This is a genomic window from Rhodococcus sp. NKCM2511 (assembly GCF_014905595.1).
In the GTDB taxonomy this organism is placed as follows: Bacteria; Actinomycetota; Actinomycetes; order Mycobacteriales; family Mycobacteriaceae; genus Rhodococcoides; species Rhodococcoides fascians.
In genome coordinates this window covers 290637-303500 of the sequence record NZ_BNHJ02000002.1, presented here as the reverse complement: position 1 = coordinate 303500, position 12864 = coordinate 290637, and the positions used below count along the sequence as shown (strand labels likewise).

General features: G+C 60.8%; 17 protein-coding genes and 1 tRNA gene. 7 read left to right on the top strand and 11 right to left on the bottom strand.

Annotated elements, in window-relative coordinates:
- Positions 1-35 precede the first annotated feature (35 nt).
- Positions 36-1952, top strand: coding sequence for a DNA primase (dnaG, locus tag JLZ96_RS18100; protein ID WP_201010906.1), 1917 nt, complete (start codon positions 36-38; stop codon positions 1950-1952).
- Here the strand turns inward: dnaG and JLZ96_RS18095 are convergent.
- On the bottom strand, positions 1949-2194 hold the full coding sequence (locus tag JLZ96_RS18095; protein WP_027497479.1) for a hypothetical protein: 246 nt from the start codon (positions 2192-2194) through the stop codon (positions 1949-1951). The two genes, dnaG and JLZ96_RS18095, sit on opposite strands and share 4 nt — an antisense overlap.
- Before the next feature lie 182 nt (positions 2195-2376).
- Between JLZ96_RS18095 and JLZ96_RS18090 the strand changes: the two genes are divergently transcribed.
- Positions 2377-2449 (top strand) — tRNA-Asn (locus JLZ96_RS18090).
- 71 nt (positions 2450-2520) lie between these two features.
- Here JLZ96_RS18090 and JLZ96_RS18085 read toward each other — a convergent pair.
- The 4 genes from JLZ96_RS18085 to JLZ96_RS18070 all read right to left on the bottom strand — a co-directional run bounded on the left by JLZ96_RS18085 (position 2521) and on the right by JLZ96_RS18070 (position 4995).
- A complete protein-coding gene (locus JLZ96_RS18085) occupies positions 2521-2976 on the bottom strand; it encodes a tyrosine-type recombinase/integrase (RefSeq protein ID WP_201010905.1) in 456 nt (151 codons plus the stop codon).
- 444 nt (positions 2977-3420) lie between these two features.
- Complete coding sequence (locus tag JLZ96_RS18080; RefSeq protein ID WP_201010904.1) at positions 3421-3669, bottom strand: hypothetical protein; 249 nt, start codon at positions 3667-3669, stop codon at positions 3421-3423.
- Positions 3670-3728: 59 nt separating this feature from the next.
- Positions 3729-4112, bottom strand: coding sequence for a hypothetical protein (locus JLZ96_RS18075; RefSeq protein ID WP_201010903.1), 384 nt, complete (start codon positions 4110-4112; stop codon positions 3729-3731).
- 379 nt (positions 4113-4491) lie between these two features.
- On the bottom strand, positions 4492-4995 hold the full coding sequence (locus JLZ96_RS18070) for a hypothetical protein (protein WP_201010902.1): 504 nt from the start codon (positions 4993-4995) through the stop codon (positions 4492-4494).
- Positions 4996-5012: 17 nt separating this feature from the next.
- Between JLZ96_RS18070 and JLZ96_RS18065 the strand changes: the two genes are divergently transcribed.
- The gene (locus tag JLZ96_RS18065) at positions 5013-5279 is read left to right on the top strand and encodes a hypothetical protein (protein ID WP_201010901.1); all 267 of its coding nucleotides are present in this window, start codon (positions 5013-5015) and stop codon (positions 5277-5279) included.
- Positions 5280-6556: 1277 nt separating this feature from the next.
- On the opposite strand, the gene JLZ96_RS18060 is transcribed toward JLZ96_RS18065, so the two are convergent.
- The 6 genes from JLZ96_RS18060 to JLZ96_RS18035 all read right to left on the bottom strand — a co-directional run bounded on the left by JLZ96_RS18060 (position 6557) and on the right by JLZ96_RS18035 (position 9747).
- Positions 6557-6898: a hypothetical protein gene (locus tag JLZ96_RS18060; RefSeq protein ID WP_201010900.1), complete on the bottom strand. Its 342-nt coding sequence runs from the start codon at positions 6896-6898 to the stop codon at positions 6557-6559.
- Positions 6895-7233, bottom strand: a complete 339-nt coding sequence (locus JLZ96_RS18055) for a hypothetical protein (RefSeq protein WP_201010899.1) — start codon at positions 7231-7233, stop codon at positions 6895-6897. Before JLZ96_RS18055 ends, JLZ96_RS18060 begins: the two co-directional genes overlap by 4 nt.
- A 473-nt stretch (positions 7234-7706) precedes the next feature.
- Entirely contained in the window at positions 7707-8093 is a 387-nt protein-coding gene (locus tag JLZ96_RS18050; RefSeq protein WP_201010898.1) for a hypothetical protein, read from the bottom strand.
- Positions 8094-8128: 35 nt separating this feature from the next.
- Positions 8129-8617, bottom strand: coding sequence for a hypothetical protein (locus JLZ96_RS18045; protein ID WP_201010897.1), 489 nt, complete (start codon positions 8615-8617; stop codon positions 8129-8131).
- A complete protein-coding gene (locus tag JLZ96_RS18040; RefSeq protein WP_201010896.1) occupies positions 8614-9063 on the bottom strand; it encodes a hypothetical protein in 450 nt (149 codons plus the stop codon). Before JLZ96_RS18040 ends, JLZ96_RS18045 begins: the two co-directional genes overlap by 4 nt.
- Before the next feature lie 18 nt (positions 9064-9081).
- The gene (locus JLZ96_RS18035; protein WP_201010895.1) at positions 9082-9747 is read right to left on the bottom strand and encodes a hypothetical protein; all 666 of its coding nucleotides are present in this window, start codon (positions 9745-9747) and stop codon (positions 9082-9084) included.
- A 718-nt stretch (positions 9748-10465) separates the two neighbouring features.
- Here JLZ96_RS18035 and JLZ96_RS18030 point away from each other — a divergent pair.
- The 4 genes from JLZ96_RS18030 (at position 10466) to JLZ96_RS18015 (ending at position 12673) form a co-directional block, all read left to right on the top strand.
- Positions 10466-10909, top strand: a complete 444-nt coding sequence (locus tag JLZ96_RS18030) for a hypothetical protein (protein WP_201010894.1) — start codon at positions 10466-10468, stop codon at positions 10907-10909.
- Between the two features lie 173 nt (positions 10910-11082).
- Positions 11083-11694 (top strand): hypothetical protein, encoded by a 612-nt coding sequence (locus JLZ96_RS18025; RefSeq protein ID WP_201010893.1) that lies wholly within the window; start codon positions 11083-11085, stop codon positions 11692-11694.
- Between the two features lie 224 nt (positions 11695-11918).
- The gene (locus JLZ96_RS18020; protein WP_201010892.1) at positions 11919-12116 is read left to right on the top strand and encodes a DUF1508 domain-containing protein; all 198 of its coding nucleotides are present in this window, start codon (positions 11919-11921) and stop codon (positions 12114-12116) included.
- Positions 12117-12412: 296 nt separating this feature from the next.
- Positions 12413-12673, top strand: coding sequence for a hypothetical protein (locus tag JLZ96_RS18015; protein ID WP_201010891.1), 261 nt, complete (start codon positions 12413-12415; stop codon positions 12671-12673).
- Positions 12674-12864 lie beyond the last annotated feature (191 nt).

The window sequence follows — 12864 nt, the reverse complement described above, 5'->3', positions numbered from 1 at the left end:
GTGTCGGGCGTCTTGTTCGACGCTAGACTCCAGTCGTGGCCGGCCGAATCCCTGAACGTGACATTGCCGCCATTCGCGAACGCACACGAATCGAAGACATAGTCGGCGACTACGTCTCCCTCAAGCGCGCGGGCGGCGACTCGATGAAGGGATTGTGCCCCTTCCACGACGAGAAGTCGCCCTCCTTCCATGTTCGGCCCAACCACGGTCACTATCACTGCTTCGGTTGCGGCGAGGGCGGTGATGCCTACTCCTTCCTCCAGAAAATCGAGCACATCTCCTTCGTCGAGGCCGTCGAGCAACTCGCCGATCGGCTGAACTACTCGATCTCCTACGAGGGTGGAGGGCCATCGGTTCAACGTGACCGTGGCACCCGAGCGCGCCTGATCGCCGCGAACGCGGCAGCCCAGGAGTTCTACGCGGGCAGGCTCAGCGGCCCCGACGCCCAGACCGCACGCGACTACCTCACCGAACGAAACTTCGACGGCCACGCCGCGCTGGCATACGGCTGCGGATACGCACCCGACGGCTGGGACACCCTCACCAAACACCTGCTGGGCAAGGGCTTCGAAGCCAAGGAGATCGTGGACGCGGGCCTGGCGACACCCGGCAAGCGCGGCACGCCCATCGATCGTTTCCGGCGCCGATTGGTGTGGCCCATTCGCAGTCAGAGCGGCGACGTCATCGGTTTCGGCGCCCGCAAACTGTTCGACGACGACACGATGCCTGGAAAGTACATCAACACCCCGGAAACCATGCTGTACAAGAAGTCTCAGGTGTTGTTCGGGCTGGATCTCGCGCGCAAGGAGATCGCGAAGTCGCATCAGGCCGTCATCGTCGAGGGCTACACCGACGTCATGGCGATGCACCTCGCCGGCGTCAAGACCGCGGTGGCGTCCTGTGGCACCGCGTTCGGCGAAGACCACCTTGCGATGCTGCGCCGACTGATGATGGACGACAGCTACTTTCGCGGTGAGGTGATCTACACCTTCGACGGTGACGACGCCGGCCAGGCCGCCGCCATGAAGGCGTTCGAGGGGGATCAGAAGATCGCCGGGCAGACCTTCGTCGCCGTCGCACCCGACGGAATGGACCCGTGCGACCTGCGCCTGAAATCCGGTGACAACGCGGTTCGCGATCTCGTGGCCCGGCGAACCCCGATGTTTGCCTTCGTCGTCAAATCGCTGCTCCGAGAGCATGATCTGGACACGCCCGAGGGGCGCGTCGAAGCGCTCAAGCGCACTGTTCCGGTGGTCGCGCGAATCAAGGACGCCTCACTGCGGGACGAGTACGCCAGGCAGCTCGCCGGGTGGACCGGCTGGGACGACACTGCGATGGTGCTCGCCCGCGTGCGCGACGAGGCGAAGAAGGGTGCGCGAGGTGACACGAGCGGTAAACGCGTGCCCTTCGAGAAGCGTCAGGCAGCGCCGACGGAAGCCCCGGCCGGGCCGCCGCGTCCCAACCCCACCGATCCGACGCTGTGGCCGCAACGAGAGGCCCTCAAAGCGGTGCTGCAGATGCCCGCGGTCGCCGGCACCGTCTTCGATTCGCTGCCACCCGAAAGCTTTCACCATCCGGCGTACGCCGCGGTGCGTGATGCCGTGGCCGCGGCCGGCGGCACTGCCGCGGGCCTGGGCGGTGGGGAGTGGGTCGACGCGGTGGCCAAGCAGGCCAAGGACGCCGTGGTGGTGTCGTTGGTGACGGAGTTGGCCGTCGACCCGATGCGCGTGGCCGACGACGCTCTCACGCGCTACATCTCCGGTGTGCTCGCCCGGCTTCAAGAGGTGTGGGTGGGCCAACAGGTCGCCGAACTGAAGTCCAAGCTGCAGCGCATGTCGCCTGCGGAGAAGCCGGACGACTACAACGCCCTGTTCGGTGATCTCATCGCCCTCGAGCAGTACCGCCGCAGCCTGCTCGAACTCGCCGTGGGAAGCGTCGCCGAGGTCGGTTAGCGCCGCAGCTGATCGCGCGGGACAAAAACCTGGTCTTCGTCGTCGACGGGCTTCATCGGCTCGAGTCTCGGCTGCGTGTTCAGAGAGTCGGACAACTTCTGACGGCCGACCTCGATGGCCTTCTTGGTGGCCGGGCTCGACGCGACGGCGCTGGCCGTCTTACGAATCTGCTCGTACCGGCCCCGTCCGGCCTTGGCTCCCAGTACATATGCAGCTCCAGCCGCCAGTACCAAACGAATCATCAGTGGGTCCTTCCGTAGAGCGTGCGGCCGTTCTTCCATCTTGCCCGACGAACCTCGAGCAGGGCGATTCGGTACACGGCGGAAGCTGTTTCGGTGCTCTCGTGGGCCCGATTTGGTACTCACAAGGGGGTGTGCGCTATTGTTTCCAACGGCTCGCACGAGAGTGTGACGCCGCAAGGTAATCCCCCATAGCTCAATTGGCAGAGCATTCGACTGTTAATCGAAGGGTTCCTGGTTCGAGTCCAGGTGGGGGAGCGCAAAGATAGCCCCTCACCTGCAAGTTCAGGTGAGGGGCTCTTTTCATTGCAGGCCATAGGTTGCCGTACTCAACACTTACCCAAGATTTTGCCGCTCTGACGGCGCGAAAGTGTTGAGTGCTCGGTCATATCCGGTGCCGAGTTCATCCGCTGGATGTAGTGCGCTTCCGTCACAGCGGTGTTGGCGTGACCGAGCTGCGCCTGTGCCGCCTCCACCCCGTACTGGACCTTCACGAGCGTTGCCACGGTCCGGCGGAAGCTGTGTGGCGTCACCCAGTCGAAGTTCTTGCCGAGCGCTCCGCGCCAGCAGCGCCGAACGTTGGCAGGGGAGACCCAGTTGCCGGTCGATGTGACAAAGACGGCATCGTTCGGGTTGTTGAACGTGAGGGCCTCTCGCCGTCGACGGAGGATGTCCACGGCGAACTTCGGGATGACGATGGCAGTGGGGGGAGCGTCGCCCTTACGGTGTGGCTGACGGATCAGCTTCTCCCCAGCCGTTCGTGGCTGCACCAGGGTCGCGTTCACTACGATTGTCGGAACATCGGCGTCGAGATGTACTCCCACAGCAAAGCCAGCAGCTCCGATATGCGGACCCCGGTAGCCATCAACAAGTCCATCTGATCCTGGAGGTCAGCCCCCGGCTTGGGTCCGTACTTCCTGCGGACCACTCCCTCGGCATCCACGGTTTCGTGTCGGCAGTACAAATCCACGGCGGCGCGTATGTCTGTCAGCTCCTCAAGAGTGACAGGACGGACCCGGCTCAGGCTTGGGCACCTTAGTCTCTCGCACCAGGTTGTGGTCGATCAGCTCGAGGCGGGTTGCCGTGCTGAACATCCCGCTGAGCACGATTCGTGCCAGACGCGCACGGCTCGGCGCACGGACAGCGACAGAGCGCGAGAAGGCATCCACGGCTCCCGCTGTCAACTCGGTGATGCGCAGGTCTCCCACGGCGTCCTTGCACACGCTCCGTCACGTGGAACGGTACAACGCCAGAAGGGAGTCCCCGACGGACGTGGATGTCTGCTTCTCTGCCAACCAGTACTCGGCCAACTCGGACACCGTGGTCCGCTTGGTAAGCTGTCCGTCCTTCTCACCCTCGGGCGTGACCCGTTCGATCAGCCTGGCCTGGAGCCTTCTCCGTGCTTCGTCCGCCGAGGCCCCGGTGGCTTCGACCAGTTGGAGCTTGCCGTCACGATCACGGATACGCGCCTTGGCCACGTGGGACTTGTCGCGTTTGGTGGTGGTGATGACACCCCATTCACCCGGCTTGAGCCTCTCTAGGCATCGGAGTCGTCCATGAGTGGATAGTCGACCGGCCATCCCGAGTTCTTGATGCTCTGAACCAGATTGGAGAGAATGGCCTCAATGTCCTTCAGTGCCTTCCGTCCGATCTCTCGCTCACCTTCGTGCGAGGCCAAGGATTGTCGACGTGCGCGATCGGCCATCGCCTTAAAGTGGATGTACTCCCTTGAGTTCTCGAGCCTGTAGGGCTTCGGAAGGTCGAGCCTGTATGGGCGAGAAGCATTGCTGTAACTGCCAAGCGCTCTGCCATTTTCCCTCAGCCAGTCGATGACGTCGCTGAATGACTCAGGAGTGAACTGCATGGCCCGAACTCGGTCAGCGTGGAATTTGTACTCACCTGAACCCGTTGGTGTGGTCATTCCCGACTCCTCTCGATCGAGCTGGCCTCTCGCTATCGTGCTTCGTCTGGAACGACGTCACCCACGCAGGCGGGAGGCGATTCGAGTCAAGAGGGCTAACGCCAGCACGGGCGAGCGATGCGCGTCTATCGATGGGGACTCAAGTCTCGCTACGCACGGAATGCGAACTGGGCCCACGATCGATATTGTCGGCTCAGGCTTCCGAGTCGTTGTGCTCTTCACTCTTTGTGAAGTGTTGAACACCCTTCGGCTTCAAGCTTTTTTCCTCGGTTCCAACAACTATCTTTTGCATCTGCTCCTCCTTGGTCGGGGGAGGCTGCTTCTTGCCGGGCTCTGGAGTTTCGTCATTGCTCTGAGTCGCACCCTGTTCTGACATATCTCACACGTTTCCTATCAGCACAATCACGGCTGTGACGAGGCCCGCCACAGTCAATGTCCACGCACTCTGCTTCCAACGTAAAGCCTTGCAGTGAATCGCGTCGGAGTTTGTGACGAAGACAATGGACCGTCCGTGTATCAGGACGTTGAGGCAGTCCTCTTCGGTCGTCTCTTTGTCCTGCATCAGAGTCGTCAGCGCCTGTGACGGATCTGGTGCGTCTTTGTACTTTCTGACCCGCAACGAAGAGTAGGCGAGTGCGCACGATGCTGCGGTGATGAGCAGAGGGAAAAGCCTCCAATAGCTGAGATCGCTCTGAGTGACGATGAAAGCCCCCAACGCTATGGAGAAACCGAGAACCGTCGTCCCCTTGGTATCGATGGTTGAGACGGCCAGAGCTTGGCGGTCGAGTCGGTCTTTGAACTCGGTGTTGACCAGTCGAAGCTTCTCCAGCTCAGCCGGACTGGCTGTTCGATGGTTGTCGTCTCTCGACTCCGGGGTGGACATCCCTCGATGTTGTCACGGTGAGCGTGGGAGCGAAGCCGAACATCCTTAGCCATCTCGCCGTGCAACCACTGTCGGATGCTTCCGATAGCTTCATGCGCATGAGCGAGCGCGTAGCAATTGAAACCCAGTCCACACCGGTCGACGGTCACAAGTGTCCGAAGTGTAGGTATCCCGTCGATGCGCAGACGCTGGTCGTGGTCTATTCGGACAGAACCATGGAGGACCAGGGCGTGATCGGCCTCTGCCTGCGTGATTCATGTGGCTGGGAGGGCAAGCTGTCGTGACCCATGAGCTAAGGGTCACCCTGGCGCTGTATGGACTCCATGCGGGGTTGCCGCTCGACGAATCGTTCAGGCTATTCGACGTGATGCTCCAGGAAGACACAGGCAAGGTGTATCAGCTCGAACGGTTCACCCGTGAGCTTGTCGTATGAGCTCAGGAACACGCTGCGGCGAGGGACTAGCTGGCCAGGTTGCGTCGAGCCTTCCAGTCCTTTGCGTAGTGCGAGGAGCATAGTCCACGCCCAGTGACAGGCCCAGTGCAGTCTTTCGTCGCACACCTGGACTTCTCCTGGGTACCTGATCCCTGGACGGCAGTCGGGATGGCTTGCCCGACAACATACGCAGCGACAGCGGTACTGCCGACTCCGGACGCAACCATGCGACCGACTTCAGCAGGTTTGATCGACGTAGTACCGGAGCCCGATGCCAGTGCCGGAGCGACTGCTTGTGCCGCCACGAGGGCGGTGCCCGATCCATTGGCCCAGACCCTCACCAACAGTGTCGGCTTCGCAGTCGAAGTGCCGGAACCTGATGCTGCTGCAGTGCGACCGAGGAGCACGAGCCCTGTGACGAAGTCGGTGCCCGAGCCGGTGGCCCTTGCTGTCACCCGGCCAGCCCCACGAACCCTGGTGACGCCAGCACCTTTAGACCGTGCGACGACGATGAGCACCGGGGAGACCGTTGCGGTACCGAAACCTGTTGCCTCCGCTGTGGTCTCGGGGATAAACGGTGGGATAAACCCCTCCGGTAAGACCGACACGGAAACAGCCGGCAACTCGATCACAAGGATCGGGCCAACCGGCATCGTCATCTCCAGTACCGGTGATGTCGGGAGGTCCATCACCCATTTGTCCATCGCGCCTCCTCTACCGCCGAAGTGCTATCAGGACTGGGTGTAGCTGATCGGTGCCTTGACCTGACCCTGATCGGTGACTTGACCTGACCCTGATCGGAGAGCGTCACCGAAGCCGACAGTGCGCCGCCGTCGATGAAGGTGCCGCCGGTCGCTGCCGTCCACAGGCCCCAGTGGGTCTACGTCCCGGCGGGAACGTCGAAATGACGGCGCTCATCGAGTGACTTCCGAGCCCGAGACGGTCGAACCGGAGGCTGCGCCCCACGTGGTCTGCTTGCGGGCGTAGGCGGGGGGAGCCGCCCGTGGCCTCGTAGGCACCCGTTGCCGCCGGGGATGAGGTGTGAAGTGACACGAATGCACCCAGGGCGGCGTAGGCAGCGGCGAGGGAGTTCTTGGTGGTGGTGACGGCGATTGCCCTGGTGTTCTCCTAGCGGTGAGGTTGGCGGCGTTGGACGTTGCCGTAGAACCGGCAGTAGTCGGTTCTCGGTGAATCGGGGAAGCTGACGTACAGGTAGTAGGGGGTCCGATCAGCGATGGTGTCCGCGACCTCGGACTCCTGACGCCATCTGGCTTCGGCAGTGGTGACTGTCGCGGCCCAGGACATGAGCACAGTTCCTTGGTCCGGGTCGGTGTAGAAGTCGATTCGTGCGGTCGTACCAGCCGGAAAGGTCTGACCTACAGGCGGCTTGATGACTTGCTGAAAGTCCTGGACTCTGGTGAGCCACAGCTTGCGGGTCTCCTGGTCGACTTTGCCGAGTGGCTCGGTCATGTCGTTGCGCCAGTCTGTCTCGTCAGGACCCGTGCGAATGCTGACGCGGCCCGTGCAACGCGACTGTTTGCCATCGACATCGTAAGTCCGATAGCCCAGTTCACATGGTCGAGTGCTGCATAGAGGCCGTCAGCGGAGACATGGCTGTTGACTGCTTCCGAACGGCAGATGTACTTCGGCCAAGTCTGCGGGTCCTGGAACGCTGCGATGTTCTGATCGGGCACGATCGAAGTTGAGCCGTCTTTGTGAAGCAGCCAGATGTCGTTGTCGCGCTGATTGTCTCGGTTGTGTTCTAGGATGGCAACGAACTGCTCCAGCAAAAGGTACTCGTTCATCAATCGCCTGGAGGATCGTGGGAACCGGGTCAGCGGGCGGCTCAGCGAGACTCAGGGTTCCTCGCAGTGCATCGTTCTGCACCACGATGAGTGAGCCTCTCACCACCCTGAGATCGAGCGGATAGCCATCCACATTCACGTTCATGCTGCCTCCAGTTCAACCATGTCTCGCATGGCGTAGTTGTCGAACTCTCCTGAGTTCGTGAAAGACCCTCACCAAGAGTGGGGAAGTCGCCGGGAAAGCGCGGTTGCCATGGACTTAGGCGGTGTGTGTCTCCACGACGGCCATCGGAGCGCGACGCTCGGCGGCACTGAGCCTGCGTATCAAGTCGGCAGGGTCGGAGCTGGTCCGTGGCGACGTGGCAGGAGGCGTAATCTTCACCCGCGCCCGGAGCAGATCGTCCGGGGCAATCCCGAACTTGGCCAACCGCAGTCGAGCCTCGGAAGAGGATGCCTTGCCTCGAAGTGCAGCGTCATCGATCGCTACTGCGCGGGCCAAGAGAGGACCATTGGGCGGGCTGAAGTGTCTTTGTGGTGGGGAACTGTGCGAGCTGCTTCCAGAACAGGATCGTGGCCCCACCGGTTCCGAATGCTTCCTGCGGAATGTTCAGTGAGTACCGCCGCGGGCCCGTGAAGAACTCGGCCCCGATCTCCGAGCGCACGATGGTGGGCAGTGCAGAGTCGGTGAGGCTCATGACGGCTCGGGAGATGCGTGAGCTGCCGAAGGGCCGACCCAGACGGGGCTGATACACCAGGGGTTCGACCGGCACTCGCTTGAGAGTGTGGGAACGGACATCCGCCGACCAGACTCCGTTGCTGCCCTTGGCTGCAGTGATGACCTTTTCGGTCGTGTAGACCATGAAGCTTGTGGGCTGTCCGATCTCGTCCGAATCGACTACAGAGAGAGAGCAGCCCTGAGTGCTCGGCGGCGTGTGTCCCACAGTCCGGTGCCCGTCATGGCGTCACGTGCGGTGATGAGCACTTCGGGCTCACCGGCCTGAACATCACCGAGGGTGGTGGTGGCAATGAACACGACCGAGTGGATCAACGCGCTGGTGTGTGCCTGGTGGCTCTCGATGTCGAGGCTGTTGTCTTCCCAGAGCAGATCGATACCGAAGTCGGCTGCCGATGCATCGGGAAGAACGAAGTCGTCCAGGTTGCATCGGCGCGCCAGTGTGTCCACGGCCTTGGCAGGCCAACCGAGAACTGCCTCGAAGTTGCAGAGCTGAGGGGGAGTGGCGATGCCCAGGTCCTTGAACAGGTACTTGCTGTCGTAGTACAGAGCACGAAGCTTGTTGCGCAGCATCTTCTTGTCGAGCTGGTTGAACAGCTTGTCGACCGTGTTCCGATCGGAATGGTCGAGACCGGGGACCTCGATAGTCAAACGAGTACACCCACTCTCGGGGTTCGCTTTTCACGTTTCTTGCCGACACCAACGGCCACGGCATCGAGTCGGGCTTTCCATGCCATGACTCCGGCGTATGCGCCGTCGATCTTGTCGGTACTCTCGAAGTAGGCCTTGAAGATCAGGTAGCCAGTTCTGGTGGATCGCTTTCTGGCATTGAAGAAATGGCGCACCAATGCCGACGATCCGTCGTGAGTTATCTCGTTGTTGGCGATGGCGGACCGCATTCGTTCGATGTACTCACCGACGTTGGTGGTCTTGCCCCTCGGCCATGCCGAGATCGGGTTCGCTTGAGTCGCCTTGACCTTGTATCGCCTGCCGTACTTCGCTTCCCAGCGGGCGACGTGCTCGGTCCATCCGCTCGGGTCGGCGTAGAACCCGACGGCCTTGTAGGTTTCGTGCGCCTTGCGGACCGCTTCATCCACGTCAAGTGGTTTCGGTTGTCAGTTCTCACCGAGAGGACCGGAGGGCTGCTCCCAGACCTTGATCTCGAAGAGGTGCCCGTCTTCGACTCGACACCCGATCAGCGCGGTGGCGTCGGCCTTTCCTCGAACTCGGCCACGTGACCCGTCGAAACCGAGCACGATCACGTCGCCCTCATCGATCAACTTGTCGAGGTCCATGCAGCTCGTCATCTCGGGCTGTGAAACCCCGAAGTCACTGGCGTGCGTGATCTGTCCGAGGAAGTCCGAGCGGGATTGCTGCACATCTTGGCTTGGGTGCCAGATTGTGGAGACAATTCGCTCAAGATCGACGTGTCCAGGAGAACGGGGCGGTTCGTAAATGACGCATCCGTCCGGGTGACTGGAGGCATCGCCGTAGGCATGTCGCAATCCGATGACGAGAGACTCGCGTTCCATCATCTCGGTGTCCGACGGAGCCTCGCGGTGGTCGTGCAGCAGACCGTCGTCTTTGGCGCATCCTTCAAGAATGGCTGCTGCGAATGCTGCCGGCTCCTCGGCAACCCACTCCTCACCGGGGATGAACGCATTCGGTGTTTCGATCGTGACGCCACCGGTCTTGGCTGCATTGGCACGCATGGTGTTTGCGAACTTCTTACCACCGTTGCTGCGGAGCCATTCCTCGGACTGGTCCAGGGTTGCCAGCACTACGTTCGGTGCGCCCTTGATTCACCGAGGTGATGCGGTGACCGGAATGATCCGGCCTCCGGGGACTTGGACGAACGACTCCATCGGATCGAGACCGGGATGGTTCCCGATCGCTGGTCCTAGTCGGAGCATCTCCAGCAGCGGGTCCCAGGAGTTGTCGACCTGAGCCTTTGACACTGCTGACATCTGGATGTTGAACGGTGAGCGCAACGTGTTCCACGGGCGGCCCACCGGTTGCCCAGAGGAGTCGTATCCGTCAAAGACCACATCGGCCATCGACTCAGCTGCACAGACCCCGGCGACGAACAGGAGACTTCGACCAGTCACGGACTCGGCTCAGCAGAGCTCGGTGGTACCGCCGACGTCCCGTCAGCGGGTCAATCCTGTAAAACCGAAGGAGGAAGTCCACGTGTTCCCAATATAGCGTCCACGGCTCGTACAGCGGTGCACCCGGACGGGAGAGGTTTTCCTCCATCCAGTCGATGACACCCTTGTGCCAGGCCTTCTCGGTCATCGGGTTGGTCTTGCCGAAGATCGATTCTAGTGTCGGCTGTAATGCAGCCTCAGCCTCTACCTCGGTGAACCACGGAGTTTTGTTGCGTCGAGCGAGCTGATCGGGGCCTTTTGGGGGTGTGCCTATGCCTGACATATCCAACCACCACCTGACATAGCCGTTGTCTAGCCAGCGGAGCACTCTCCGTTGGTGTATTACTCAGGAATGGCGACGGATGAGGAACGCATGGCTTATGAGGTCGTTTCGTCGCGTCGCGTGCACCACGATGCATTGGTTTGGCAGGTCCCAGTCTTGAGCCTGACCGGGCAGTCGTTTCTGTTCACAATCGCTCTGTCACCCGAGTCGACTTCGACAGCTCGAACGATTGCTGGTGCGCTTGCCCTAATAGCGTCCGTAATGAGCGTGCAACTAATCGTTCGTCACCGCGGTTTCGAGCTTGCGGATGCGTTGTGGATTGACGCCTTTGAGCGAGCCCATGGTTTTACGGCGCAGCGATCGTCAGTACCTCAGTACCAGGGACCGTGGTTCTTAAAATGGCTCCAAAATCGGGTTGCATACACGACCTGGATCTGGGGCTTGCTGGCCTTCGGTGCCATGGCTGTGGTGATTCTGGTTCTGACCTGGACGACAGACCTGTTGAGTCATTAGTTGGATTGAAGTCCCAGACCGGTACAGGACGCGAGCCACTATGCCGACCGCAGGAGCTGGTGTGGCTAGGGGAGGGGGCGGTGCCCAGGCCTGGAGTCGGTCGAACGTATGACTTCGTCGAATCGCTCTGCCTGGCAACATCTGACTGTTGATGTTCAGAACCAGGAGGCGTAATGGGTACTAGCTCGTCAGGGAACGAATCAGTTCAAGCACTAGCAGCCCTTTACGCTGCTGAACGGGCAGACAACCAGAACTCGTTGGCTCAGTCCTTAGTTCTCACCAGCATGCTGATCGCATACTCGGTCGGAATCGGCGCGGTGATTGCGACGAAGCCGGAAACTTTGGTCGATATGCCTTTGCTTACTCTGCTGCTCCCCTTGCCGGTGTGGTCAGCAGTCGGGTTCCACATCATCATCAATGCGCTGGTTTTCGCGCACAACGCATCTATAGAGGTAATTGAAGTCAAGCTTCGTGATGCTGCGGGGATCGCATCCAAGCCGTGGGTTGGTGCGCCTGCAGGTAGGAAGGTGTCCGACGTGATGGTCCTGAAGGGCGAGCGACGATCGCTTCTACTCGCAACAGTCATGTCTTATGGATTGCTTGCAGTCATCGTCGTGGGCTTCACGTCCGTCAGTGTCTGGTGGCCGATCAGCCAGGGAAGCTGCTTGTATGCATGCGTTCCGGGGGCCATCTTCTACGCGTTGCTGTTCGCTGCAGCGGTCAGGGCGTGGGTGTTGATAGTCACCAAGATTAACGAGACGAACCTGGCGGCGTGGCCGATGTAATCCGTCAGGACTGTTCGAGATTCTCTCGGCCAGATTCGAACTGGCGTCATCGCGGACGGGGCCGTTCGCTCCCATTGGGAACCGGACTCGAACCGTGCGACTCGCGATGTCTTAGGCCGCTGGACTACGAAAGATTGTCTGATCGAATAGGCCTCGGCGTGTCTGCGGTAATTGGGGTCGCGTCCGTGAGACTCTCAATGGTCGTCACATTGAGGAACGGTCCCATGAGTTCTAAGCGAGTTCTCTACCAGCGATCAGATGACAAGTGGGCCTGGCGGTTAGTCGTGAACGGCAACATCGTCGCAACTGACGGCGGTCAGGGGTACGAGAACGAAGAGGACTGCCGCACGATGGCTGACCGCATCATTGGCGGTGAGTTCAAGGATGCGGAGAAGCGGATCGTAACTCCAGATGTCAAATGATGTGGTGACGGTGTAGGAGCGCGCTCGCAGAGCGGCATGGTGCACTTGCTCGGCAACGCAGATTGTCATGGCCATTGCCTCAGGTGTGCGCGCTGCACATGCTGTCCACGATGGGGTATGTCTGAGAGACCCATAGCTTCGTTGCGGGCACGGGCAGTGGCAACAGTGTGTAGGTCCGATGCTAGGAGTGGTTTTGTAACTGACCTTCGCTGTCGCGCATGGTCGCTCTAGGGTGGTGCTAGCTGAGCTCCAGCAAACCAGACCAGTGTGTCGGTGCTTTGTGTCACCATCTCCTCATGACTTTCATCGTGAGGATCAAGAAACCGGCCCACAACTTCCCTCAGCTCTTTGACATCGTGGAGGACGCAGGGCACGCCAGCGTTGGCGCGGCGGGAGAGCTGATCCTCAGGCCGTCGCGTGGGTCGAACGAAGTGACGGCGGTGTACGCGGCGGGTGAATGGACCACTGCGACGAAGGACGACTCAACCGAGGCTGTGCTCGAGGAAGGAAGGACAATCAAATTGTCTTCTTCCGGTGTCGTCAAGGCTGCTGAGTAATCATGACCGGTTACCGGGTCGTCGACGCCGCAGGGTCGATCCTAGTCGAGGAGTTCGAGGCGGCCAACGCTGCGAGCGCCAAGAGATTGCTGGATACAAATCACCCTGAGCTGAAGCTGGGCCGTTCCGCACATCTTCGATTCCGAAAGGGCAACGACTGGTACGACGTCGACGGTCGCGGGACAGTCACA